This window comes from Paenibacillus sp. EKM211P, assembly GCF_011066175.1.
GTDB classification, from domain to species: Bacteria; Bacillota; Bacilli; order Paenibacillales; family Paenibacillaceae; genus Paenibacillus; species Paenibacillus polymyxa.
Map to the genome: position 1 here is coordinate 105,884 of NZ_JAAMNS010000004.1, position 26,473 is coordinate 132,356.

Genomic DNA, 26,473 nt, shown 5'->3' on the forward strand with positions numbered 1-26,473 from the left:
GACTTCAGTAGAAGGTGGAATCACGTTGTGCAGAGAGCCGATGGGTGGTGTGAATCGGTAGCGTCCCTCCTTTGAATTACCGTCTGGAGCTGTCTGGATGAATGGAAGCTTTTGCAGGTTTGCGAAGCTCTCCATAGTAATCCGGTACCGGGTGTAAACCCGTTATAGGAATGAAGTGAAAGAAACGTTGGTTTTTTACATACGTTTCTTTAATTAGGGTGGTAACGCGAGTAGCTCCTTCTCGTCCCTTGGGATGAAAGGGGCTTTTTGGTTTGTTTAAATAGTAATTATTGGATGGAAAATAGGAGGGATTCAGGATGAAGTGGGAAGAATTGAAGCCTGAGCAACAGGCAGAGGTAGAACGACAACTAGAAGTGATCCGTCGTGGAGTAGCGGAAATTGTACCTGAGGATGAGCTGAAGCGTAAGGTTATTAAATCGGTTGTTAGCGGCGAGCCACTTAAAATCAAGCTGGGTCTAGATCCGTCTGCACCCGATATTCACATCGGACATACGGTTGTTATGCACAAACTGCGCCAGTTCCAGGAATTAGGGCATCAAGTGCAACTGATTATCGGAGATTTTACAGGCAGAATTGGTGATCCGACAGGTAAATCGGAGACCCGCAAGCAACTGACTGAGGAAGATGTACAGCGTAATGCACAAACATACAAGGAACAAATTTTTAAGATTCTCGATCCTGAAAAGACAAAGGTATACTACAATTCCGAATGGTTAGGACCGATGTCTTTTGCGGATGTGGTAACTCTGTCTGCCAAAGTAACGGTTGCCCGTATGTTGGAGCGGGATGATTTTACAAAAAGGTACCAAAACGGCTTGCCGATCAGCATCCATGAGTTCTTTTACCCGCTGATGCAGGGCATGGACTCTGTGGCTCTCCAAAGCGATATAGAATTGGGAGGAACAGACCAAAAGTTCAATCTGCTGATGGGCAGAACCCTGCAAAAGGAATACGGAGTAGAACCGCAGGCAACCATTACATTGCCACTGCTTGAGGGGCTTGATGGCGTTCAAAAGATGAGTAAAAGTTTGGGTAACTACATTGGTGTGGATGAGGAGCCAAATGAAATTTATGGTAAATCGATGTCCGTTCCTGATGAGTTGATGCTGAAATATTTTGAGCTTGCAACGGATATTACCAATGAGGAGCTGGCAGAGCTGGCGAAAGGTGTTAAGGAGGGTTCGGTGCATCCACGTGATGCCAAAATGAAACTGGCCGGAACATTAGTTCGCATGTACCACGGTGAAGAGGCGGCAGAAGCGGCCAAGCAGCATTTTGTGACTGTATTCCAACAACGCGCGCTTCCTGATGACATTGAAGAATTCACCTTAACAGCAGATCAGTTAGAAGAAGGTGGCATTCGTGTGATCCAGTTGCTGACTCATCTAGGCTTTGCAGCATCTAACGGTGAGGCCAAGCGTAGTATTCAACAGGGGTCGGTCAAAATTAATGAAGAGAAGTGGACCGATGTGAACGAAGCATACAAGCCGCAGGAAGGCGACATTGTACAGGTAGGTAAACGGAAATTTGCTAAAATCAAGCTTGGATAATTAAAATACATTTAAAAGCAGCATTGAGATTGATCTCGTATCTCAGAGCTGCTTTTTTTATTTCTACCAAGCGAAAAGCCGTGGTAAACTTAGCACAAATAATCAAACAAATAGATACAGAGTTTTACATAATGAATACGTGGGTTGCCCAATGTGGGTGAAGGCTAGATAAATAACAAGTGTGGGGAAGGATTATATGGACTACTTTAAACGAATTCAGTGTGCGATTGAGTTTATTGAATTGAATCTCCGGGAAGATTTAAAAATTGCCGAGATTGCTTCACAGGCATACTTTTCAGCTTTTCATTTCCAGCGGGTTTTTCAGGCCATTTCGGGTTTTACAGTTCAACAATATATAAGAAGGAGAAGATTGTCCGAGGCGGCAAAACGGCTAAAGCAATCCAACCAAAAGGTATTGGACATAGCTATTGAGTATCAGTACAACTCGCAAGAAGCTTTTACTCGCGCTTTTGAAAAAAGTTTTGGGATCACCCCTGGGAAATATCGTAACTGTGATATTGAGCTTTCTGATCAAAGTAAAATCAATTTTCTGGATTACAAAAAAAACGCAGCGGAGGAATTAGAGGTGAACAAGCCTGTGATACTGCAACTCGAAACGACCAAAATTGTAGGATATGAATATAAAACAAATCTCAATAATGAGCAGCATTATAAAGAAATCCCAGGATTTTATGAACACTTTGGCGCACATGAATATTTTATGTGTATTCCAAATAAAATCGCACCGGGAATGTCATATGGGATTGCCTGTCGATTTGAAGACAACGGTGCATTTTCATTTGTGGTGGGTGAGGCCGTTGAAGAAGAATCAAAAGAACTGGCTGAGGGTTTCATATATATGGAGATTCCAACAGGCAAGTATGCTGAGTTTGACGCTTCAGGTTCAAATGGACGAGTTCAGAGTATACGAGATTTTATCTACGGCACATGGCTTCCTAATTCTAATTTTGAACGGAGGGAGGGACCTGATTTTGAAATTACGGACGTGATGAATTCCTATCCTGATCATTTGAATATGAAAGTGTACATCCCCATTGAATAAAACTCTCAGGCTTAATGTGTGGGGAATATAAAAAGCACCCGAATGAATTCGGGTGCTTTTTGGTGCTAATGCAAGGATTAGCGGTTGTAGAATTCGACGATTTGTTTTTCATCGATATCTTGGGACAATTCAGCACGCTCAGGCAAACGAATGTATTTACCTTCCAGAGCTGCGTCATTGTACTCCAGGTAAGCTGCCAAGTGGTTACGGTTTTCCAAAGCTTCTTTGATGGAAGACAGGGAACGACTTCTTTCACGAAGACCGATCACGTCGCCAAGGCTTACTTGGTAAGAAGCGATGTCAACTTTTTTGCCGTTCACAGTAACGTGACCATGAGCTACCAATTGACGTGCGCCTGCACGGGAATTAGCAAAGCCAAGACGGAATACAAGGTTGTCCAGGCGGCTTTCCAGCAAGAACATGAAGTTCTCACCAGCGATACCGTGCATGTGTTGAGCTTTGTTGAACAGGGTACGGAATTGTTTTTCACCCAAACCGTACATGTGGCGCAGCTTTTGTTTTTCTTGAAGCTGCATACCGTAGTTACTGATTTTTCTCCGTTGGTTTGCACCATGTTGTCCCGGAGGGAAAGGGCGTTTCAATTCTTTACCTGTGCCGCTCAGGGAAATACCGAGACGACGGCTCAATTTAAATTTAGGACCAGTGTAACGTGCCATTATAGAGTTAACTCCTTCATAATTAAAATTTGAGTTGGGGCTCTCTTTGCGCTCCAATTTGTTCGGCGCTACCTAGTAGGTGAGACGCACTACTGACAGAAAAGTTCAGCCGCTGTCCTGTCAGCAACAAATAAGATGAGGGTGACACAAACTGTTACGCCCAAAATTTAAGATCCGCACAGTAGATAGTTCTGCCGTACAGTCTTTTTCAATAATATATATTATATGGTATAGTGGGTCAATGTCAAGAAGAGAAAAAGAATGAAAACGTCAAAATTTGTCGATAGGGCTTTAGAACTAAAAAAGTGGGACGAATTTCTGAAAAATGGATGCAAATTTCTAAAGTTGAGAGTAAAATAGATCATATTATGAGCTATAGTGGTGTATAGCCGCTGTCTTGGTACAGCTAATTTTGCTGTGAAGGAGCGCCTTAATATGTCGGAATTTTCAACAACGGATCAGCAAACGCTTGACAGTAAAACAGTGCAGGCTAGCGGTGCTCCGCTGTTTGATGATAAAGGATATACGTCTTTTGCCTGGCTCCAGAACATGGATATGACACCCTATGATTACCCCTATATTAATCAGCTTCTCGTCCAAGGATATCGGAATTGGTTACAGCAGAGCAATGGTATATCCTGGATCAGTGAAGAGTATACTGCTGTTTTTAATTTTACAGGTGTTCGGGTTGCTGGTAGGGAAGAGGATGATGACGAGGATTTAGAGTTGGTCGAGCGTTGTTGCATATCTAGAGAGATGGAAGTGAGCCAGCGTAAACTTCGAGATGGGAGCCTTGCATTTGTATACATGGTCCCCATATTATGCCGCAATTACAAGAGAGAGCCTTTCGCCGCTCTTCGTTTTACACGGCCTGCTCAACATTCTGTCTCGAATCAGGACGCATTGTTAGTGGCTTCTTTGCATTTTAGATCCTGCTTTTACTCGAAGTTTGAGTATATATTTATGGAAGATATCCTAGGGATGCAGAATCGGAGCGAACGTGAGGGCAGACGCCGCTCTATTTTATTTCAGATTGTAAAACGGATGCATGACAAGATTGATGTGGAAGGCGTGCTGGATGAAGTATTTGGAAGTATCGCCTATTTGTTTCCCCATGTGGATATCACGTTGTATATGAGTCAGGATCGGCACAGTCGAAATCCTCAGGTCAAGCCTTTGTTGCTGCATGAACGGGACGAGGATGTATGTGTCCGTGCATTTATGAAAGGGCAAATGGCTGTGAATGAGCCTTCCGGTCCACAAGATGAAATAACTGAAATCGGTATCCCGTTACGTGGTAAGCAGGGCGTATATGGTGTTTTCCATATGATTCTTCCGGCAGGTGCGGATAGTATGGAAAAAGTGGACGTAGAGCTGATTGCGATGATGGCAGATACAGCTGGCACCGCATTTGAAAATGCGAAGCTGCTGGAGCAATCGAATGTACTTATCCATGAATTGCGGCTCATTAATGAGTTGGTTCAACGCTTGAATCAGAGCCTGAAATTAAATGAAATATTTGAGTTTGCCGTGCAGGAGTTATTAAAAATGTTCATGGCCGACTTTTGTTGTATTGTGCAGCTGGATCAGGATGGAAGTTGCTTTAGGGTGATGTCAAGCAATGTGGAAAGTTTAAAGCTGGAGAGTTACCCTCGTGAAGGCGGATTTGCTGGACTGATATGCAAAACAGGAGAGCCTGTGATTGTGTCTGACTATAGGAAGGATGGAAAGATATCCTCTCGGTTTATGGATGCGACGGACTCTCAGTCTTTGATGGCTGTGCCTATGAAGAACAGGGGGACTCCTAGAGGGGTTATATTATTATCGAGCAAGCTTCCACACTTTTTTTCTTACGATAATTACAAGATGCTGCAAATGCTGGCTCCTCATATCGGACTGGCCGTAACTAATGCTATGCTGCATGCCGAGGTGCGGCGTCTCGCTAATATGGACATGCTAACAGGTTTATATGTGCGTCATTATGTAGACCGAATCATTCAGGAGCATCAGGAAAAAGATTTCTGTGGCTCTCTTATTTTGGTCGATATTGACCAATTCAAGCAGGTGAATGATACGTATGGCCACCAGACGGGGGACGAAATTCTGAAAAGCGTCAGCAATATTGTTCGCTCGGCGACCCGTGATGAGGATGTATGTGCCAGATGGGGCGGAGAGGAGCTTGCCATTTATTTGCCGCAGCTGGGGGTGCAGCAGGCACTGGGGTATGCAGAAAAAATACGTAGCCGTGTACAATATGAAACTAATCCTCAGGTGACTGTTTCTTGCGGGATTGCTGAATGGAACTGGCTGGACGAGCAGATCAGTATCGAATCTTTATTTTATAGGGCTGATATGGCCTTGTATGAAGCAAAAAATGAAGGCCGTAATCGTATAGTTATTGATCATATAGGCGATGTGTAGAGAATATTCCTTAGGGAATGTTCTCTTTTTGTTTTGCATAACCGTTTGTAGACAGGTAATCCTAAGCGTAGCTATAACATGGATGTTCTAAAACAGAATTTTTATCATGATTTATAGTCATGTTTAGGATAGGACGGATGATGGTATGCATTGGAGAAAGCAATGGGTAATGCGGGGCTGTGTGTTTCTAATTATATGTGTGTTAAGCGGTTGTGTACTGGATCGACAATATACTCCTGAGCAGATTTTTAGAAGAGCTGTTGCAGGAATGGCTGGCAGAGAGAGGATAACATTTAGCGGACAGACTGGAATCAGAACTGACGATGGTCTGCCTACGGCTAAACAGTTTGAATATCGCGGGAAGCTAAGAAATCACGATGAATTAATCATGCACTGGGGATCTACAGAGGCTTTCCGTAAGCAAGGCGACTATGTAGCACTAAAAGAAGATAAGTCCGAGCCTGGTGTTACACATGAACGATTTCTTCGTCAAAATGGGAAATGGATTGCGCTTACATCTGGGGATACTTCTATGGTTCAAAATGGCATGTTAAATCGCTTCAATCCGATTCAGGAGCTCGAGGAATTAAATACACTGAATAAGAGCATTCGTATGGAAAAGGGAGCTGCCCGGGGAACTTGGGTGGTGAGGATTGAACCAGAACCTGCTTCGGCAAAGCGTTGGTTAAAAGAACGTTTAATGGAAGAGATGAATACGTTAAATCCTCAAATCAGGATATTAAAAACGCAGCATACAGAAACGAACCAAGAGCTGCAACAAAAGCTGAGCCAAGTATGGAAGCAGAGTTGTGAGGATATGAACAACCAGCTGGAGCATTCTAATGTTCGGACTGTGTACCATTTAACTATAGATCGCCAAACGGGTTTACCCTTAAAGCTATCATCGGAATGCCGAATTTCCCGACAGGTTGCGAATGAAGAGCAGCATCAGGAGGCTCTGATCACCCGAGTTGTTTTTGAGGACTACAAGTAACGGAGCGGGCATGATACAATGGAATTTGAATTAACCGTTGTTCAAAAAGAGTGAATAAAGAAGGAGAGACACTACATGAAAGATCCTAGAATACTTAAGCTGGCGGAAAATCTGGTAGGTTACTCTGTTGAAGTGCAGCCTGGAGAAAATGTATTGATCGAAATGATTGGTACAGAGCGTGACTTGCTTAACGCCATCATTCATGAAGTTGGTAAAAAGGGTGGAAATGTTTTTGTTCAGCTTACAGATCGTAAGGTGCAGAGCGCTATGCTTCGCAATGCGACAAAGGAAATGCTGGAAACTTGGGCTGAAATTGACCTCAACCGGATGAAACAAATGCACTGTTACATCGGAATTCGTGCAGGCGAAAATGTAAATGATCTGTCAGATGTACCGGAAGATAAAATGAAAATGTATAATTCAATTTATCAGCATGCGGTACATAGCGAACAACGAGTGAAACACACAAAATGGGTAGTGCTGCGTTATCCGAATGACAGCATGGCTCAATTGGCCAATATCAGCACCGAGGCATTCGAAGATTTTTATTTCGATGTATGTAACCTGGATTACGCAAAAATGGACAAGGCTCAAGATGCATTGGCAGACTTGATGAACCGGACAGACAAAGTACGGATCAGCGGTCCAGGTACTGACTTGAGCTTCTCTATCAAGCAAATCGGAGCCATTAAGTGTTCGGGTCAATGCAATATTCCGGATGGCGAAGTATACAGCGCGCCTGTACGTGATTCAGTTAACGGAACTATTAGCTATAATGCACAAACCCTGTATAATGGAATTACCTTTGAGAATGTTAAATTCCGTTTTGAAAATGGTAAAATCGTGGAAGCGACAAGCAACGATACAAAGCGGTTAAATGATATTCTCGATTCCGATGAGGGAGCACGCTATATTGGCGAGTTTGCCATCGGGTTTAACCCACACATTTTACACCCAATGAAGGATATTCTGTTTGACGAGAAGATTGCAGGCAGCTTGCACTTTACACCAGGTCAAGCTTATGAAACGGCGGATAACGGTAACCGTTCTTCGATTCATTGGGATTTGGTATTGATTCAACGTCCAGAATATGGTGGCGGTGAAATTTATTTTGATGATGTTCTAATCCGTAAGGATGGCATTTTTGTGCTGCCTGAGCTGGAGCCTTTAAATCCTGAAAACTTGAAATAACGATATCTGTTCTTGCTGAGAAAGCGATTTCAATGTATCATAATGAATGAGCATTGATACACGACAATCCAGTAAAGCGAGGGATCTTACTATGTCCAACAATAATGCGGCGGTTGTTGAAATTGCACAGACGGCGAGCAAATTCACTTCTTCCATCGTCCTTCATTCCGAAAATAAGTATATTGATGTGAAAAGTATACTGGGCTTGTTTACGACGTTGGTCAGCAGTCACAGTTATGAGCTGCATGTTCACGGGCCTGACGCCGAGGAAGCCAAAAAAGCGATTATTGAGGTGTTCCAGAAGCACGGGCTGCACATTTCAGTAGCCACCTAACTTATTGAGGAAGCAAAAGCATCCCTACCTGTAACTGTAGGGATGCTTTTTTTGTCAGGTTCTTGTATTAGCCTGCAATTTGGTCTAATATTAAGGTTAGGACGTCTTGTGCGACATTGAGACATAGGGGGGAAGAATCCATGACTTCATCTGATTTGCAGGAACAATTGAATATCAAGGCCATTAATCTGCTTCAGGAAGATGCAGATAAAATAAAGAAGCTTATTGAAGTACAGATGGAGAATCTGGCAACCCGTTATTGCCCTCTCTATGAGGAAGTGCTGGATACTCAGATGTACGGATTTTCCAAGGAAGTGGATTTTGCGGTTCGCGCCGGACTTCTTCCGGAAATGGTAGGTAAACAGCTGGTCAGTGAGCTGGAACGCAATCTGGCTATTCTATATGAGGCCATGAATAATAAGGCTAATTAGGAAGACGGTTGAATTGATGAGAGCATGCGAAGTTTGAGAGCATGCTTTTTTTGATGCCATTTTTTAAAAAGGGGACGAGAGGTCGCTTATAGCGTTCACCTTTGCCCTTGAATTTTTACAGTTTAAGGGGTTATATCGTCTTGAAAATTCAAGGGCATTAGTGATCAGAAGAATAAATGAAACGCGAAGAAGTCACTACAATGTAATCTACATTTTAAACTTTGGAAGCTACACCAGGAAGAAGGATACCCCCAACAATACATACACTACCAGCAGCATGAGTCCCTCATACCAGTTGGTTGAGCCATCCTGAGTGATGGATTTGGCGATAAATACAGCGACGGCAATGGCTACCAATTCAATGGTAGTGAAAACGATATTCATCGTATTTCCCATAAAGTAACTGACAAAAATCAGCACAGGGGCAACGAATAGGGCAATTTGCAAACTGCTGCCGACAGCAATTTCAACAGATGCACCGATTTTGTTCTTCATGGCTAGTAAAATGGCAGCGCTATGTTCGGCCGCATTACCAATAATAGCGACAAGAAATGCACCCACAAACAATTCGCTGAGTCCAAATTGAGTCGTAAATACTTCCAGTGTACCTACCAGCCATTCGCTGACAAAAGCGACCATAACGGTAGCGAGTACCAAATAGGCAATGGATTTATTTCTAGACCATACAGGGGCATGCTCATGCGGCAATTCTTCATCTTTTTGTTCGGTCACGTCAGCTAAATAGTCCTTATGCGTAATCATAGAAAAAATAAGCCACGCAATATACGCGACAATGAGCGTGCCTGCAACAATGAGACTGAGTGTATCTGACTCGCTATCCGTGATCACATGTGTGTTCAGAAAGACAGCTGGAACGAACAAGGCAATAACAGCCACAATCATCAGTGAGCCACTTAATCCAGCCAGCGATATATTGAAATTTTGCACTTTATATTTCAATCCGCCAGCGAACAGACTCGCTCCGAGCACCAGCAGCAGATTGCCGATGATCGAACCCGTAAGACTGGCCTTTACCATATCGTAAAGACCTTCTTTGACGAGAAAAATGGCGATGATCAGCTCGGCTGCGTTACCAAAGGTGGCATTTAAGAATCCACCTAAACGTTGACCAGCATAATGAGCAACACTTTCAGTCGCCCTACCGAGAAAACCGGCTACGAATACAACAGAAATCGCACAAATGACAAATTGGGCTATGGCATTCCAATGTGTGTAATGAGCGACTGCACTAAGAGCAAATGTCGCTATAAGCAAAGCGGGAGATAACCATTTTTTCAATGAAGAGCACCTCGATATCAATAGATGTGTACAAGTTTGGTGAATACTGTCACTTGTATGGATTTTTCTAAATTAATATACCCAAAATGATATAGGTTGTAAACGAACGATGTTTTTATACGTAAGGTTTGCATTTGGAGTGGCTGAGGCTTTACAATACAAATAAAGGATGGATGAAGGGGGACATAGGTCATGGCAGAGCAAATTCAACAACTGGAAGCAGGAAACATCAAGATTTCCAACGATGTCGTAGGAAAAATTGCCGGGATGGCCGCATTAGAGACACCAGGCATTGCTGCAATGTCAGGCGGCTTATCGGAAGGCTGGGCTAAAAGGCTGAGCGGTAAAAATGTGCAAAAGGGCGTATCAGTGGAGGTTGGACAACTGGAAGCTGCCATTGATCTACGTATTATCGTGCTCTACGAAACACCTATTCATGAGGTGTCCCGAATTCTTCAGCAAAATGTGCGAGAAGCCGTCGAAAGCATGACGGGGCTGCGGGTCGTGGAAGTGAACGTAAAAGTGGAAGGTGTCGCGTTCAAGGACGACGCAGTGTAATAGAACCACTTCATGCTAAATGGACATTTTTCACCAATGGTATAGATGCCGGGAATTCCGTGCGATAATCCGCATAAGAACACGAAAACTGGTGGTTATAAAACGCCAGTTTTCGTTTTGTGAATCTGCTAGTTAACATTTTGCAGACGGACCTGTAGTTATATACATATACAAAAAAGAACTTCCAATGCCACCGTGATTAGTGGTCATATGGAAGTTCTTTTTTTAGCGGTAACGGTTGGTTCTACGAGTTTGAAAGCGAGTGGGAACTTCATTACGGACCGTCACTCCTGTAGTGCGTTCTTGCACTGCTTGTTTGGTGTTCTCACGAGAAATACTGAGCATGATGCCCATAGAAAACATCATGACAAGCAGGGAGGAACCACCAAAGCTAATAAACGGAAGAGTTACGCCAGTGATTGGAATCGTTTGGGTTACCCCGCCGATATTAATGAAGGCCTGAATGGCGATCAAACCCATGATGCCAGTGCCCACCAACGTTCCGAACGGATCATGGCAACGCAGAGCAATGATCATGCCTCGCCAAATGAAATACAAATATAGCATTAGGAAAATGGCTGTTCCGATAAATCCGAATTCTTCACCAATAACTGAAAAGATAAAATCATTAAACGAGTTGGGCAGATAATGAAGCTTGATAATGCCTTTACCAAATCCTGATCCGTTTAAGCCGCCTTCGCCAATTGCTTGCAGGGACTGCACCAGATTGTATCCTGTGCCTTGTCTATACTTCTCGGGATTAAGAAAGGCTTGAAAGCGTCCGATTTTATAATCTTGCTTGGCAGCAGTAGCTTGTCCATTTGCGCTGTCGGAATCTCCTCCAAACAACGATCCAATACCAAATACGATGGAAGCGCCTAGCACGAGCAGGATGATTGATGCTGTAATGTGTTTGACGCTGGCCCCCCCGGCATAAATAATCAGGCCGCTGGTGGCTACCAAAATAAAGCAGGAGCCTAAATCCGGTTGAAGCATGATGAGTCCTGCGACAGAGCCTACAATGACAGTTACAGGTATGTAGCCAGTCCGCAAATCTCTAAATCGATCTCCTTTTTTGACAATCAGTGCGGATAAGTAAAGGATGATGGATATCTTTGCGAGTTCTGTTGGCTGGAAGCCAATACTACCAAATCTGAGCCAGCTTTTTGCACCATTCAGAGAGCCTGTAAAAAGTACGATGATTAGCAGTAATATGGTTATGAAAAATAAAGGTACAAAAAGCTTTTTATATTTTTCCATCTTAATATTCATAGCTACCAGCATAATAAAAAGTCCAAGTATAGCAAATGCGGACTGGCGCTTTACAAAATATAAAGAGTCAAAATTGTATTCTTTATTCAGCAGAGCTACGCTGGAGCTGGAGCTAAATACCATGATTACACCGAATCCAACCAGCAACAAAGTGAGGATCAGCAATTGGAAATCCGGTGTCCCTCTTCTTCGAGTCTCCGGCTTCGTATTTCTCATATCAGCTTCCCCCGGTATTCGCCGCAAGGTATATTCCTCGCAGACGTTTATCATTTTATCGTTTATCCATTTTATCATAGTATGTTTGATAGGCTTCTGCAACCATCTGGAGCAACAGATATCACAACAATTCCATATCTGCTACAATAGGATAAAAATAAAGACTTGAGAGAAACGGCGCGTATGGGGTAAAGCTGCATGATTTATCGGAAGCTGTCCCGATGTTTTAAAAGGAGAGGTGGAACATAATGACACAACAGGCGATGGACCAAACCTGGTTTAATCAATTACAACAAAACATGGTGGAGTGGCGTAGACATTTACATAAGAATCCCGAAATTTCTTTTCAGGAAAGTAAAACTGCCGCTTTTGTAGCGGATAAGCTAGAGAGCTGGGGATTAGATGTTCGCCGACAGGTAGGGGGACACGGTGTTGTAGGTACCATTCGTGGTGCCAAACCTGGACCTGTGGTTATGTTGCGCGCCGATATGGACGCTCTTCCTATTCAGGATGAAAAGGAATGTGAATATCGCTCCAGTGTGGATGGGGCCATGCATGCTTGCGGACATGACGGACATACGTCTGTTTTGCTTGGGACAGCATACTATTACAGTCTGAACCGTGATGAGCTGGAGGGAGAAATCCGGTTTTTGTTCCAGCCTGCGGAGGAATTGCTGCCTGGGGGTGCGGTTAATGTCATCAAAGATGGCGTACTGGAAGGTGTGGATGTTATTTATGGCATCCATTTATGGACACCCTTCTCGGTCGGGACCGCTGCGAGTTGTGCAGGGCCGTTGATGGCGGCTGCCGACGATTTTTATATTGAAATTGCAGGTAAGGGTGGGCATGGCGGTATGCCCCAGTCCACTAATGATAGTGTGGTGGCAGGCTCAGCTCTTGTTATGCAACTGCAGAGTATCGTAAGCCGTTCAGTCGACCCGTTAAAGCCTGCTGTGTTGACGGTGGGAACGATCCAAGGGGGCTCTGCGCAAAATATAATTGCAGAAACCTGCCGCTTGAGTGGAACCATTCGTACGTTTGATGAGCAGACCCGGACGGTCATGAAAGAGCGATTGCATGAGGTAACTGAGCTTACAGCAGCAACATATGGGACATCAGCAAAAATTCGTTACATTATGGGATACCCGCCAGTTGTTAACGATGCCCAGGAAGCATCCCGCTTTTTTAAGGAAGCAAAGCCTGTGTTCGGCGAGGGGAATGTACAGGAAGCGCCAAAGTTGATGCCTGCCGAAGATTTTGCGTATTATTTGGAACGTGTGCCAGGTTGTTTTATGTTCGTCGGGGCGGGTAATCCGGCCAAAGGAGCAATTTATCCGCATCACCATCCAAAATTTGATTTTGATGAGGATGCCATGATCAACGCAGTTCGTCTGTTTATTGCCATGTCTACCGGATATGTTGCTGGACGAAAAGAAGGGGCAATTAACGGCTAATACGAGCTAAATTGGGAAGGGTCCAATCTGGAGTATGAGCTGAATGAAATGGGGTACCCTACTCTTGAAAAGGAGGGAGTACCCATGAAAAAGGTTCAGGAAGTTATGACTAAAAAATGTGTAACGGTTACCCCGCAGGACAATATTTACGAAATAGCGGTCAAAATGAAAGACAATGATACTGGTTTTATCCCAGTTGTGGAAAGCGAAGGCAGTGATAAGTTGATCGGTGTGGTAACAGACCGTGACCTTGTGATTCGCGGCTACGCAGCTAAAAATTCTGGTTCTGGTTCGGTGGATACGGTAATGACAACAGGTATTCGTACAGCCAGTGCTGACATGTCAGTGGACCAAGCAGCTGAACTGATGGCAGAACAGCAAATCCGTCGTTTGCCCGTGACGGAAGGAGACCGTCTGATCGGGATTGTTTCGATTGGGGATTTAGCGGTTCGTAATATTTTTGCAGACAACGCTGGAGAGGCGCTTAGCCAAATTTCCGAGCAGGTTCACTAGAAGGATAATATAGCAGGTACCAGTTTGGGACGGTCATTATCCCGAGCTTCTGATCAGGAGTTCAACCCGAGTGTGGGTTGGACTCCTTGCTATTCCGGTTGATATGCGAATAAACGGATAAGCTATTTATTATAGAACTTTTGAGTGTCAGGAGGTAGTCATGAACCCAGATCATCCTTGTATTGTACAACGTGATTTTACCGTTCTGCTGGAAATGGGTTTGCCCGATTCGGAATGGGCCCGTTCACAGTTACAGGTTTATGCAGAACTGGTAAAAAGTCCGTCCGCTTTTCATACATATCACATCACTCCATTGTCGCTCTGGAATGCGGCCGCTCTCGGGTGGAGTGCTGAGGATATTCAAAAAAGTTTGCACTCTATGTCCCGTTGGGATATTCCGCGTGATTTGTTGAGAGATATTGAACAGCTTGTATCACGTTACGGGACGTTGACGCTGTCACGGGCAAGTGCAAAAGAAGAACAAATTTACGGCACTGATACGATTGACGCGAATCGTGATGAGCAAGAGTCAGACAGAGATACAAAGGCGAGTAAAACCAACACATACACAATAGGGGATCACTTGATCTTGACGGCAGAGACCCCAGCTTTACTGGATGAGCTATTAAACAAGAAAGAGCTAAAACAGCTTGGTTTGCTTCGCACCAATGAGACAAGTGCATCCGTACCGCCCGAAAATCGTGGCTTGCTCAAGCAGGAATTAACTCGCTTGGGATATCCTGTTGTGGATACGGCAGGTTATCTTGAGGGTAATCTGCTTCGTTTTACCTTGGGAAAGGGACAAACGGAGCTGCAGCTTCGTGATTACCAGGTGAAAGCCGCTGATGCATTTGAAGGTGCAGACGGCTTAGGGGGTAGTGGAGTACTGGTCCTCCCATGTGGAGCCGGAAAAACAGTGATCGGTATGGCAGTGATGAATCGCCTTCAGTGTGAGGTGCTTATTTTAACTTCTAATACTATCTCCGTGCGGCAATGGATCGAAGAATTGAAGCAAAAGACGAATATTCCTGTCGATTCTATCGGGGAATACAGTGGTCAGAAAAAGGAGGTGCGACCGATAACGGTGGCAACCTACCAGATTTTGACGCATCGTCGCACCAAAGACGGAGAGTTTGAACATATGAAGCTACTGAGTGAGCGGAAGTGGGGACTCATTATATATGATGAGGTACATTTGCTGCCTGCGCCAGTATTTCGAGCGACGGCTGATATTCAGGCTACCCGTCGTTTGGGATTAACAGCTACGTTAGTTCGAGAGGACGGGTGTGAGCGGGATGTGTTCTCTTTAATTGGACCCAAACGGTACGATATGCCGTGGAAGGAACTGGAACGACAGGGCTGGATTGCTCAGGTCGATTGTGTAGAGCTGCGTTTGCCCATGACCGCTGACCTTTTGGAGCGAAGTATGCGCGCTGAAGGCAGACAGCAATACCGAATTGCAGCCGAAAATCCGGCTAAGCTGGAGGCAGTACGCAGTCTAATGGAGAAACACAAGGGTCTACCCACGCTTATTATTGGTCAATATTTAGACCAGTTACGTAAATTAGCTCAGGAGCTGGACGTTCCACTGATTACGGGATCCATGACTCAGAGTGAGCGGGTGCGTTGGTTCGATGCGTTTCGCAAGAGCAGTATTCAAACCCTGTTGGTATCCAAGGTGGCGAACTTTGCGGTGGATTTGCCGGATGCAGCGGTGGCCATAGAAGTATCGGGTAGCTTTGGCTCACGTCAGGAAGAAGCGCAGCGACTTGGCCGCATTTTACGACCAAAGCCAGGCGAGAATAAAGCTTATTTTTATGCATTAGTGACAGAGAACAGTAAGGAGACGGATTTTGCAGCACGTCGTCAGCTGTTTCTGATTGAGCAGGGCTATGAATATGCGGTTCGCAGGTTTGATAGGACAATGGCTAGCAGAAGCCAGGAGGATGAGACAGAAGATGGCGGAAAGAAAAAGGAGGCCTAATCAAGGATGGGCGTAACGAATACGCAAGGCAGCTGGAATGAGCTTTCAGCGGATGAACTGCTGGTGCTTAAACGATGCTTTATCCGGCATGCTGCACAACCTATGAGGGAAGAGGAGCCTGTGCAGCTTACCCAAGGTGCCTTAAGCGGAGTCGAAACAAAACTGGTCCTGCATGGGCTTCGCACCCGGGGGTGGCTGGAGGCAGTCACCAAATCGTGGGGTGAGCGGATTTTATATATTCCGATTGATCGACTACCCGCTCTGTACGATATGCTGTTAAAGCAAACTCCAATGAACGGGATACATACGGATCATCCGATAACAGTACATGAAGCAATGACAGGACTGGAGTCGGAGTTGCTGCATGTGTTGTCACGTATTGCAATACAGGGGGTTCCTTTGACGGCCAAAGGAACCATACATAAGCGGTCATTGCAAAAATTAAATGAACTGACCCCCTTTCGTCCAGAGGACCTGGAAGGACTTGGGTTGCATTATGCACATGCCGAGCTGTATCCAGTACAAACGGTGGTCATGATCGATTTATTACTTAGTTTGGGCCTGCTTGTGAAAGAAACTGTGTCTTTCCGCATTCAGGAAGCGGAACTGGCGACATGGATTCGCTTGTCTGCTGGGCAAATGCGCAAGCATATTTTTGCCACCCTCATGGAAAGATACGGCAAGGCTGAAGCGCCCATACAGCATTTTCGCTATATGCTGTGTGCCGTCTCGCAGTATGTAGGAACAGACGGATGGATATCTATTCAGTGTCTGCTGCAATGGATGCTTCAGGTAGGCTTAATGCCGCAAAATCGTTTAAAGGGAGATGATTCCACAAACAGTACCCTTATAGATATTGTTCCTACAAACGCAACTCTCAATGGGCTTGCGGAGGAAACAGTATCTGATTTTAATTTTAATGGACCTTTTATGGAAGATATAAAGGGGTGGTTGAAGGCCCTGACGGCTTTTGGAATGGGGGATTGGGGTCAGACCACATCAGGTGAATTGTGTTTTCGCTGGAATGTCTCTGTGACAGATCTGCTTCGTCCCTATCATGACGAGGATACACATCAAGAGCAAGGTGCCTTTTATGTGCAGCCTGATTTTGAAATATTAGTGCCGCCAGATGTCGCATATGATGTGCGCTGGCGATTGGAATGCTGCTGTGAACGTGTGACAGGAGACCGGATGGTAGTATATCGGATTACCAGAGAGAGTATTACAGAGGCAATCGAGCTGGGCATGGAGGCTAAGGCGATTCCTGCTCTTTTGGACAAGTACAGTCGGACAGGGGTGCCAGAACATGCACGGCTGGCAGTAGAGCAGTGGGCAGGCGATGTCGGACGAACGGCTTTTGCGACGGTAACACTTTTGCGATGCGGTACTCAGGATGATGCGGACATAGTTGCGCGTCATCCTGCACTGGAAGGATCACTGGAGCGACTCGGTGACAAAGATTTTATTATCCCGGTGCGCTCTGCTGACAAAATAAGAAAAGCGCTCGCTGCAATTGGATTAAGTCCGCGTCTTGAGCCAAAAGGTGCGGATGAGCCAGCTCATCATTATCCACTTTTGACGGAGACAGAGAACCTAGAAGCAGGCCGTCCCCTATTTTCACAAGAGGGAAGAGCTGGTCTGGTTTACACAGGGCGTACGTTGCATTTCTATGAACAAGAGCACACCCTGCCTAATCCGTCCGACTATTTTCCAGAAAGATCTACAGTACCCTCTTCATGGACAAAAGAATGGAGGAGTTACCATACGTCCACTTCCAGGCAGTTGATGGAGCAAGCGATCCGTTGGCAGGCGGCGGTGGGATTGCGCATTAGTGGGAAAGAGGTTAAATGGATACCGGAATCGGTGGTTTCGGGCGATCCCTGGAGTGTCACAGGCTGGTACGCCTCAGGAATGGATGAGGAAACACCTTCTCGTGCAACCTTGCAGCCAAGGGATTGGTCCGAGATGAGGTTGTTGGTTCCTTTTACATAGTCGTGTCAGGAAGTGCATGAAACTCCTTCTTCTCAAAAGAAGGATGTGGTATGATAAATGAGTCTACTTTTATTGGGTAGAACTTTATATAAAGTGAGATGACATTCATGAGCGTAGCCGAATTGAACACGGTCAATATGGCAGAAGTGCTTATTAACGCCTATGAATTGGGCGATATGGTCAACCGGTCCTTTGAGGTATCGGATTATTTATATTGGAAGCAGCGTGTGGAATTGAATCCGTCTATTCAGGCGTGTGTACGCAAGCTGGATGCCAAAAAGGAGCTTTTCGCTGAAACGGAGCGTTTTGGGCATTTTCATCCCAACTATCATGAAGCGAAGGACGCAGTGCAGGTCGTTGAACTGGAGCTAGAACAATTTGAGGCTGTTAAGGAGTTCAAACGGGCCGAAAAGGCGCTGGATGATATGCTTCATGCCATGTCTGAAACGATTGCATATTCCGTGTCCGAGACCATTAAGGTGCCGAGCAACGACCCGAATGTGAAAAAGGGCGGATGCGGCAGCGGAGGGAAATGCTCCTGCGGATAGGCCATAGGAATGATACGGAGGGGAGATGAAGCGAATGTTTGCCGAGCGGACAGGGTACATCATTTGGGTAAGCGATATCAAGGCTGCCCGCAATCTGGAGAAATACGGAAATGTCCACTATATTTCAAAGCGTATGCATTATGTAGTTATTTATATGAATGCGGATCGGGCAGAGGACACCGTTAAAAATATTCGCAGACTTTCCTATGTACGTAAGGTTGAGCGCTCTTTCCGAAATGAGATTAGGACGGAGTACAACGACGATAAGGAAAAGATGAAAGAATATGAAATATAAGCTTTGATTGTCTATACATTCAGAATTCTTAAAAAAGGTCAGCCTACGGGCTGGCTTTTTTTTGTGAAGCCAGGACTTTTGCATACTAATCTTAATGCTGTTAGACCTAAAAAATCTTTAAAAAACACCCATAAACTTCAATTTTGTAACTTGTAGTCCCGGGTCTGTTGAGGTAACATATGAATATATTGGTAGATATAAAGACCTATCTGGTGGGGAGAGTGATCCCGTGCGTGACAAGGCAATGCAGCGATGGAGTACATACGAACCGTTCTACGTGGAGATGGGCGATAAGAAAGTCGCCGATATCGTGATTACAAATCATGCGAAAACACGTTATTTAGATCGGGTAGAGCAGAAACAGTCCGAGACGAATCATATCGCCGCCTGGCTTTGGGAGTGCCTGAAGCAAAACAGGATGGAGTCCTACTATCATAATGAAGAGGATGTATATTTAATTGATGGTGATCTGGTCGTTGTCGCCGAATTTGGTGAGTTGCCAGGTGAGATGGACATTGCGGGAAATCCGCTTCATAAGATGATTATCATTACCTTTTTGGGTCGGATGTCAGAGACTATCGAATTGAGGGACTTAAAATCTTACTATTCATGGCTGCGCCATTCGCGGCGCATGACACTGATGAAAAGCACTCGTAAGCAAAAATAGACGGTGATTTGGCGAACGGTTCCATTAGAAACCGCGCTCATTGACACCGTCGAGTTTGAGTAAAAGTATGCAGTTATCAGCTGCATGCTTTTTTATTTTGCAAGCATATACTCTTCATTTCGGTAAGTTTACTCGGAAATTGTTCGCAGACGTTTTTCTTATGCTAAAATAAGGAGATCAGAGGGGAGAGGGCTGTCAATATGAACTTTCATCAGCTGCACATTTTTTATACCGTAGCGGAGCGCGGAAGCTTCTCGGCGGCGGCGCAAGCGCTGCATATGACGCAACCTGCGGTGACGATGCAAATTCAATCTTTGGAAGATTACTTTGGCACGAAGCTACTGCACCGATCGACTAAAAAAATTGAGCTTTCGGAGGCAGGAGCGACATTACTTCCTTTTGCAAAAAGAAGTATGCAACTGATCAGGGAAGCTGACGAGGCAATGTCTGCTTTTACTCACATGCTGGAGGGAAGATTGCATATTGGCGCCAGCCTAACGATTGGTGAATATATTGTGCCAAGAATGTTGGGCCCGTTTGGTCAGGAGTACCCTCACATACGCATGGCAATGAATGTAATGAATACGACTCAAATTATGGATGATATACTAAAGCATCAGTTGAATTTAGGGCTGATTGAGGCCCCGGTTCAACACCCAGATATTGTGGTGGAATCTGTGATGCAGGACGAACTGAAGCTGATTGTTCCTTCGGGGCATGTGTTAGCCAAGGCCAAAAAAGTAGTTTTAGAAGATGTATTCAAGCATCCTTTTGTAGCTAGAGAAAAAGGTTCTGGTACACGACAAGTCATAGAAGATGGGCTCAAAAATCGTGGTGCGGATGCCTCTCGACTTGATATTGTAATGGAGATGGGCAGCACTGGAGCGGTCAAATCAGCGGTAGAGGCAGGACTGGGGATTACCATGCTGTCACCTTCTTCAGTCAAACACGAGGTTGCGCTCGGGTTGTTGGAAATTGTAAATATTTCAGATATTACCTTCAAACGAGAGTTTTATGCGATTCATCTGAAATCAGCTTTGTTGCCAATCCCGGTAGTAACTTTTTTATCTTACTTGCGTCGTCATGATCAGGGATTGGACGTATTCGAGGACTCGCAGGACAAACTTGTAGTGATGAAAGAGGAGGAGCAATTGCGTAATGAAGGAACAGATTAATTCACAACGATATGATCTACATACACACACCCAAGCATCTGACGGTATGCAATCACCTGCTGATAATGTGCGCTGGGCGAAGGAAAAAGGGTTGGCCGGTGTGGCTATTACAGATCATGATACGGTGGCCGGTTTGGAGGAAGCCTTGGAGGAGGGAAGACGCATTGGAATGACCGTGGTGCCGGGTGTGGAAATCAGTACACGTGCTGGTGGCAAAGATATTCATATATTAGGTTATTTTATGGATTACCGTAATAAAATATTTTTGGAACGGTTGGAAAAGCTGAGACAGGCGCGGGATACCCGTAATGATTTGATTTTGAGTCGATTGCGTAGCTTGGGCGTGGAAATCACGCTAGATGAGGTGGTGGCTACAATGGGCAGACCATTAGCGCCAGATGAAAGCATTGGACGTCCGCATATGGCAGATACCCTGGTTCAAAAAGGTTACGCGAAGGACATGCGTGATGCGTTTGACCGTTACTTGGCAGAAGGCGCGCCCGGATACGTATCTGTACCCCGTGTAGAGCCTGCGGAGGCTATAAGCTGGATTCGTGAAGCAGGAGGTGTGCCTGTAGTGGCCCACCCTGGCTTGTATGGAAATGATGAACTGGTGCGCTCCATTATAGAGGCAGCGAAGCCTGTAGGGTTGGAGGTGAGCCATTCAGACCATGATGCTGAGGCTGAGAGCCGATATACTGCAATGGCGCTGCACTATGGGCTTATCGCAACAGGCGGCTCGGATTTTCACGGTGCACGCCAAGGTGTGATTTTCCACGGTGATCTGGGTAGCCGTAGTGTGGAAGGTCAGGTTGTCGAGGAATTGAGAAAGGCTGCTGTTGGACAAAAGTAAATGAGAAAAAGCCCCTTGCCTACCGCATGGAACACTAGAAGTGTACGTGCAACGGGCAAAGGGCTTTTTTTGTAGATTCCATATGCTGGTGGAACTTAGCCGTTTTTGATGCGGTTCGGCAGCTTTTTGACCAGTTCCTCATCAGGTGTGATAAAGAGCGTACGCTGATGATCGTAGATGACAAAGCCGGGCTTCGCACCGCTTGGTTTGCGTACATGCCGAATCAAGGTGGCATCTACGGGTACGCTGCTAGACTGCTTGGCTTGGCTGAAATAGGCAGCCAGTTGAGCAGCTTCCTCCAACGTTGCGTCTCCGAATTTCTCGGCACGAATAACGACGTGTGACCCTGGAATATCCTTTGTGTGCAGCCACGTGTCATTGGGTCCGGCCAGTCGGTTGGTCACATATTCATTCTGCAAGTTATTTTTGCCGACCAGCAGCTCGATGCCTTCGGATGATGTATATACGTGCAAGGTCGGGCGGTCATTTTTCTTCTTTTTCTTTCCTTTTTTAACCCGATCTCTGAGATAGCCCTGCTGAACCAGCTCTTCACGTATTTCCTCAATGTCGTTAATAGAGGCATGGGCTAGCTGCTGAAGAAGATTGTCCATATAACGAATTTCTTCGTGTGTTTTTGCTAGTTGTTCGTCAATGACAGCCAGGCTGTTTTTATATTTGTTGTACTTTTTAAAATAACGTTGTGCATTATCTGAAGGGTTGAGTAGCGGGTCCAATGGAATGGTGATCGCACCCTGTTCCTCGTCATAAAAGTTAGTGAGTGTTACTTCCTTGTCTCCCTTTTTTACCTCATGCAGTGAAGCGAACAGCAGCTCTCCGTAAATCCGAAATTGATCGGCATCTTCCGCTTCGGCCAAATCTTGATGGAGATGATCGAGTTTTTTTACGTTTTTGCTCCGCTCGTTTTGTAGAAACCGCAGTAGGTCGCTAACCTTTTGCTTAACCGTGTCCCTTTCTGCTTTTTCACCGAAAAAGTCCTCCATACACTCACTGATGGTAGCGTATTCCTTACGTTCTCCTTCGATCAGCGTCAGTGGAATGGCTGAAAATATTACTTTATCTTGTGCGTTCAGTCCAGATACTGGCTGAAAACGATGATTCCGCACGTCATCCATAATGTCACTGAATGTCCTCCACAGTCGACGATCCTTGTCACCAGATGCTTCTTCGTTAGATGCTCGGATTAGTATCTCTTCAGCAATAAGGGGACTAAGTCCGGTAAAAGTGTTCACGAGCCAGCGTTTGGGAGCTTCTTCGGCCTCAAGGGCTGCTTGATACGAGGAGATGAAGGCTGCTTCTTCGACTTCTAGTGGATTCAGCTTATTTTGTTCAGGAGGCTCTGTGTATTGAAAGCCTGGCATAACGACCCGATAGCTGCTGATAGAGGGTGTGACATGATGAATGCCATCCAGCATCATACCTGTTTCCGGGTCAAGCAAAATAATATTGCTATGTCTACCCATAACTTCAATAATAATGCGCTTCAATGAAATATCCCCCAGCTCATCACGCTGACGTATATCCATATGAATAATGCGCTCCATGCCCACCTGCGTAATGTTCTCAATAATGCCTCCTTCGCAATGTTTGCGAAGAAGCATACAAAACATGGGAGCTTCTGTCGGATTGAGAAAGCTTTGCTCTGTAAAATGTACGCGCGGAAATGTCGGATTAGCCGACAGCAACAGCTTTACACTCCCGCCTTGTGCCCGCAGGTTCAGCACGATATCGCGTTCGTTTGGCTGATGTATTTTATTAATGCGCCCGCCCCGGATGGCTTGCAGTTCGTGTACGATAGCGCGGGTTACGATTCCGTCCAATGCCATAATGTATGTTCTCCTTTGAAGCAAATGTATTTTCGCCTTCCTTCTATGATACATAACTTTGGGACAAAACTTAAGCGGCTTTGTGATATTTCGAGTCCTGTCCGAATAGATTGAATCAAGAAAGTCTGTCCAGCATATCAGCAATCGTGGCACAAAAATAGAATAACGGGCAGCCATCCTACGCACAACCGACGGAAACGGACTATCTGACCGGGAGGGAATTGGGGAGAATGGAACAAGCACACTGGCACCAATTAAGCAATGAACAGCTTTCAACTAGTCTGGAAGTCGACCCGAAGCAGGGTCTTTCGGAGGAACAGATTGCGGAACGAAGAGAAAGGACGGGTTGGAATGAGCTGAGCGAGGGCAAGCGTGTTTCGGCAATTTTGCTGCTGCTCAACCAGTTCAAGGATTTTATGATGCTTGTATTGATGGGAGCGACCCTGATCTCTGGCCTACTCGGCGAGTATCTGGATGCGATTACCATTATTGCTATCGTTGTACTAAATGGAATTCTCGGCTTTGTGCAGGAATTCAGAGCTGAACGTTCATTGCGAGCTTTAAGACAGCTTTCGGCTCCAACCGCCAAGGTGCTGCGAGGCGGCAAACGAATACATGTTCAGGCCAGAGAACTGGTGCCGGGCGATATCGTGCTGCTGGAAAGTGGTGATCGTATCCCTGCAGATGTAAGGTGGTTGAGTACAAACGGCTGTGATGTGGAAGAGTCTGCCCTGACAGGTGAATCGGTTCCGGTGAGTAAGCATTCCCGTCCTATTCATGCCGCCGAAGTACCTCTTGGGGACCAAAAGAACATCGGTTTTATGGGCACCATGATGACCAGAGGCACCGCACAAGGCGTGGTCATTCGCACAGGCATGAGTACCGAAATGGGAAAGATCGCAGACTTGATCGAAAATACGGAGTCGCAGGAGACACCGTTACAGCACAGACTGGAACAGTTGGGCAAAATTTTGATTATTGTGGCGTTAGCGCTAACCGTGCTCGTGGTCATAGCGGGTATTTTGCATGGTCAGCCAGCCATGAGCATGTTTTTGGCCGGCGTGAGCTTGGCTGTGGCAGCCATACCAGAAGGATTGCCCGCGATTGTAACCATTGCACTCGCTTTGGGTGTACAGCGTATGATCAAACGCAAGGCCATTGTGCGCAAGCTGCCTTCCGTTGAGACGCTCGGCTGTGCGTCTGTCATTTGCTCTGACAAAACGGGCACACTGACCCAAAATAAAATGACAGTCACCAAGCTGTGGCTGGATGGTCGTTTCTGGGGAGTTACCGGGGAAGGTTATGATCCACACGGTCATATTATGGACAGGGATCTTCCGGCCGACCTAAAAAACGGACAATCCTTGCGTAGATTGCTGCAAGCTAGTGTACTTTGTAATAATGCGGAGATTGTTCAAGCTGACATAGATGAGCTGCGTTCAAAAAAGAAAACCAAAGAGCCGACGCCTTCCGCTGTTTGGGAGCTGAAAGGTGATCCGACAGAAGGAGCGCTGGTCACGTTAGCTGCCAAAGGCGGAGTCACGCGACAAGGGCTATACGAACTGTACACACGGGAGCGAGAATTTCCTTTTGACTCAGATCGGAAGCGGATGTCGGTACTCGTACGCCACCAGGGAGGACATATTGTATTTGCCAAAGGAGCGCCAGACGTGCTACTGGGTCAGTGCTCTTACATTTTATGGGAAGGGAATGTCGTTCCGTTAACGGGTACGCTGCGCCAAAAGGTATTGGCAGCCAATGAAGGTATGGCATCGGAGGCGCTGCGTGTACTTGGCGTCGCTTACCGTGATATCCGCTCGCATGAGCGTGTCTCTACGGTTGAGGAGGCTGAAACACAGCTGATTTTTATCGGCCTGACCGGCATGATTGATCCGCCACGCCGCGAGGTTCGCGAGGCCATTGGCAAGTGCCGTCGTGCCGGCATTCGCACGGTGATGATTACGGGCGATCATGGTACAACTGCGGAGGCCATTGCACAGCAGCTGGGCATTCTCCAACGCGGCTCAAATGTATTGACAGGACAGCAACTGTCTCTCATGGATGATGCGGCGTTGGATAACGTTGTTGATACCGTCTCTGTGTATGCGCGGGTGTCGCCGGAACACAAGCTGAGAATTGTCAAGTCGCTGCAAAGACGCGGACACGTCGTAGCTATGACCGGAGATGGCGTCAATGACGCACCTGCGATCAAGGCATCGGATATCGGTATTGCCATGGGCATTACAGGAACAGACGTGACCAAAGAAGCAGCTGCACTTGTACTGAGTGACGATAATTTCTCAACGATTGTAGCGGCAATTGAGGAAGGACGAAATATTTACGAGAACATCCGTAAATTCATTCGTTATCTACTCGCCTCCAATGTTGGCGAAATTTTGACGATGTTCTTTGCCATGATGGCTGGGCTGCCGCTACCTTTGTTACCCATTCAGATTTTGTGGGTGAACCTGGTAACTGACGGTTTGCCAGCGATGGCTCTGGGTGTGGATCAGCCGGAAAAGGATCTTATGGAGCATAAGCCTCGTGGCGCAAAGGAAAATATTTTTGCACGTCGACTGGGCTGGAAAATTATTAGTCGCGGTCTGTTGATTGGCTTATGTACACTTGCGGCCTTTTGGTTGACATTACGGATTGCTCCGAATGATGCAGGGCAATTGATCAAAGCGCAGTCGGTTGCATTTGCTACGTTAGTGCTGGCGCAGTTAATTCATGTATTTGATTGCCGTAGCTCCCGCTCCGTTTTCCATCGTAATCCGTTTCAAAATAGTTATCTCGTGCTTGCCGTACTGTCCTCCATTGTACTGATGCTGGTTGTAATGTATGTGCCTGTGCTGCAACCTATTTTCAAAACGGTACCCCTTGGTTTACGTGAATGGGCACTATCTATTGTCGCAGCTGGAATTCCTACGTTCCTGATGGGAGCGGGAAGTGTATGGGGCGGTCGACGTAACCGTCGTCACGGCGGAAATACACGATTTTCAGCGGGACGTACAAAGTTCTCAGCCTAGAATTCGGGTCTTGCATATCGCATCGCTTTCCCGCTTTTGCCCTGTATGATATTATGGGATCAAAGTTTCAAGAGGAGCATGACATCAGCAGC

The 26,473-nt window shown here is 45.8% G+C and carries 22 protein-coding genes and 1 other annotated feature (1 of these 23 only partly in view); of the genes, 18 read left to right on the plus strand and 4 right to left on the minus strand.

Annotated features, from left to right (window positions below; genetic code table 11):
• Positions 1–252, plus strand: a binding site (T-box leader) (it extends 15 nt beyond the left edge of the window).
• Positions 253–317: 65 nt separating this feature from the next.
• The gene (tyrS, locus tag G9G57_RS08730) at positions 318–1,571 is read left to right on the plus strand and encodes a tyrosine--tRNA ligase (RefSeq protein WP_016822375.1); all 1,254 of its coding nucleotides are present in this window, start codon (positions 318–320) and stop codon (positions 1,569–1,571) included.
• A 196-nt stretch (positions 1,572–1,767) separates the two neighbouring features.
• On the plus strand, positions 1,768–2,634 hold the full coding sequence (locus G9G57_RS08735; RefSeq protein ID WP_164964845.1) for an AraC family transcriptional regulator: 867 nt from the start codon (positions 1,768–1,770) through the stop codon (positions 2,632–2,634).
• 77 nt (positions 2,635–2,711) lie between these two features.
• Here the strand turns inward: G9G57_RS08735 and rpsD are convergent, their stop codons facing one another.
• Positions 2,712–3,311, minus strand: a complete 600-nt coding sequence (rpsD, locus tag G9G57_RS08740) for a 30S ribosomal protein S4 (RefSeq protein ID WP_016822373.1) — start codon at positions 3,309–3,311, stop codon at positions 2,712–2,714.
• Between the two features lie 435 nt (positions 3,312–3,746).
• Between rpsD and G9G57_RS08745 the strand changes: the two genes are divergently transcribed.
• The 5 genes from G9G57_RS08745 (at position 3,747) to G9G57_RS08765 (ending at position 8,682) form a co-directional block, all read left to right on the plus strand.
• Entirely contained in the window at positions 3,747–5,732 is a 1,986-nt protein-coding gene (locus G9G57_RS08745) for a sensor domain-containing diguanylate cyclase (RefSeq protein ID WP_102999164.1), read from the plus strand.
• A 169-nt stretch (positions 5,733–5,901) separates the two neighbouring features.
• Positions 5,902–6,726, plus strand: a complete 825-nt coding sequence (locus G9G57_RS08750; RefSeq protein ID WP_102999163.1) for a hypothetical protein — start codon at positions 5,902–5,904, stop codon at positions 6,724–6,726.
• Between the two features lie 75 nt (positions 6,727–6,801).
• The gene (locus tag G9G57_RS08755; RefSeq protein ID WP_013371870.1) at positions 6,802–7,917 is read left to right on the plus strand and encodes an aminopeptidase; all 1,116 of its coding nucleotides are present in this window, start codon (positions 6,802–6,804) and stop codon (positions 7,915–7,917) included.
• A 91-nt stretch (positions 7,918–8,008) separates the two neighbouring features.
• Positions 8,009–8,251 carry an HPr family phosphocarrier protein gene (locus tag G9G57_RS08760; RefSeq protein ID WP_013371869.1) on the plus strand — a complete coding sequence of 81 codons (243 nt, stop codon included), beginning with the start codon at positions 8,009–8,011 and terminating at the stop codon, positions 8,249–8,251.
• Positions 8,252–8,391: 140 nt separating this feature from the next.
• The gene (locus tag G9G57_RS08765; protein WP_007431028.1) at positions 8,392–8,682 is read left to right on the plus strand and encodes a YlaN family protein; all 291 of its coding nucleotides are present in this window, start codon (positions 8,392–8,394) and stop codon (positions 8,680–8,682) included.
• Between the two features lie 228 nt (positions 8,683–8,910).
• Here the strand turns inward: G9G57_RS08765 and cax are convergent, their stop codons facing one another.
• Positions 8,911–9,981, minus strand: coding sequence for a calcium/proton exchanger (cax, locus tag G9G57_RS08770; RefSeq protein ID WP_013371868.1), 1,071 nt, complete (start codon positions 9,979–9,981; stop codon positions 8,911–8,913).
• 192 nt (positions 9,982–10,173) lie between these two features.
• Here cax and G9G57_RS08775 point away from each other — a divergent pair, with 192 nt between their 5' ends.
• Positions 10,174–10,539: an Asp23/Gls24 family envelope stress response protein gene (locus G9G57_RS08775; RefSeq protein ID WP_013310912.1), complete on the plus strand. Its 366-nt coding sequence runs from the start codon at positions 10,174–10,176 to the stop codon at positions 10,537–10,539.
• Positions 10,540–10,764: 225 nt separating this feature from the next.
• Here G9G57_RS08775 and ftsW read toward each other — a convergent pair whose 3' ends face one another.
• Positions 10,765–12,027 (minus strand): putative lipid II flippase FtsW, encoded by a 1,263-nt coding sequence (gene ftsW, locus G9G57_RS08780; protein WP_016822369.1) that lies wholly within the window; start codon positions 12,025–12,027, stop codon positions 10,765–10,767.
• 248 nt (positions 12,028–12,275) lie between these two features.
• Here ftsW and G9G57_RS08785 point away from each other — a divergent pair, with 248 nt between their 5' ends.
• The 9 genes from G9G57_RS08785 to G9G57_RS08825 all read left to right on the plus strand — a co-directional run bounded on the left by G9G57_RS08785 (position 12,276) and on the right by G9G57_RS08825 (position 21,508).
• Positions 12,276–13,481, plus strand: coding sequence for a M20 family metallopeptidase (locus G9G57_RS08785; RefSeq protein ID WP_016822368.1), 1,206 nt, complete (start codon positions 12,276–12,278; stop codon positions 13,479–13,481).
• 84 nt (positions 13,482–13,565) lie between these two features.
• On the plus strand, positions 13,566–13,994 hold the full coding sequence (locus G9G57_RS08790) for a CBS domain-containing protein (RefSeq protein WP_013371865.1): 429 nt from the start codon (positions 13,566–13,568) through the stop codon (positions 13,992–13,994).
• A gap of 160 nt (positions 13,995–14,154) precedes the next feature.
• Positions 14,155–15,978, plus strand: a complete 1,824-nt coding sequence (locus G9G57_RS08795; protein ID WP_153794758.1) for a DNA repair helicase XPB — start codon at positions 14,155–14,157, stop codon at positions 15,976–15,978.
• Positions 15,979–15,984: 6 nt separating this feature from the next.
• Entirely contained in the window at positions 15,985–17,970 is a 1,986-nt protein-coding gene (locus G9G57_RS08800; RefSeq protein WP_164964846.1) for a helicase-associated domain-containing protein, read from the plus strand.
• 107 nt (positions 17,971–18,077) lie between these two features.
• On the plus strand, positions 18,078–18,518 hold the full coding sequence (locus G9G57_RS08805; RefSeq protein WP_016822365.1) for a YlbF family regulator: 441 nt from the start codon (positions 18,078–18,080) through the stop codon (positions 18,516–18,518).
• A gap of 34 nt (positions 18,519–18,552) precedes the next feature.
• Complete coding sequence (locus G9G57_RS08810) at positions 18,553–18,813, plus strand: YlbG family protein (RefSeq protein WP_017427798.1); 261 nt, start codon at positions 18,553–18,555, stop codon at positions 18,811–18,813.
• Positions 18,814–19,042: 229 nt separating this feature from the next.
• Entirely contained in the window at positions 19,043–19,480 is a 438-nt protein-coding gene (locus tag G9G57_RS08815) for a hypothetical protein (protein WP_013371860.1), read from the plus strand.
• 200 nt (positions 19,481–19,680) lie between these two features.
• Complete coding sequence (locus tag G9G57_RS08820) at positions 19,681–20,655, plus strand: selenium metabolism-associated LysR family transcriptional regulator (protein ID WP_164964847.1); 975 nt, start codon at positions 19,681–19,683, stop codon at positions 20,653–20,655.
• Positions 20,639–21,508, plus strand: coding sequence for a PHP domain-containing protein (locus G9G57_RS08825; RefSeq protein WP_031461723.1), 870 nt, complete (start codon positions 20,639–20,641; stop codon positions 21,506–21,508). The genes G9G57_RS08820 and G9G57_RS08825 overlap by 17 nt, the downstream gene beginning before the upstream one ends.
• Before the next feature lie 95 nt (positions 21,509–21,603).
• Here the strand turns inward: G9G57_RS08825 and G9G57_RS08830 are convergent, their stop codons facing one another.
• Positions 21,604–23,352 (minus strand): Rqc2 family fibronectin-binding protein, encoded by a 1,749-nt coding sequence (locus tag G9G57_RS08830; RefSeq protein ID WP_164964848.1) that lies wholly within the window; start codon positions 23,350–23,352, stop codon positions 21,604–21,606.
• Positions 23,353–23,582: 230 nt separating this feature from the next.
• Between G9G57_RS08830 and G9G57_RS08835 the strand changes: the two genes are divergently transcribed.
• Entirely contained in the window at positions 23,583–26,381 is a 2,799-nt protein-coding gene (locus G9G57_RS08835) for a calcium-translocating P-type ATPase, SERCA-type (protein ID WP_019687953.1), read from the plus strand.
• Positions 26,382–26,473: the final 92 nt, after the last annotated feature.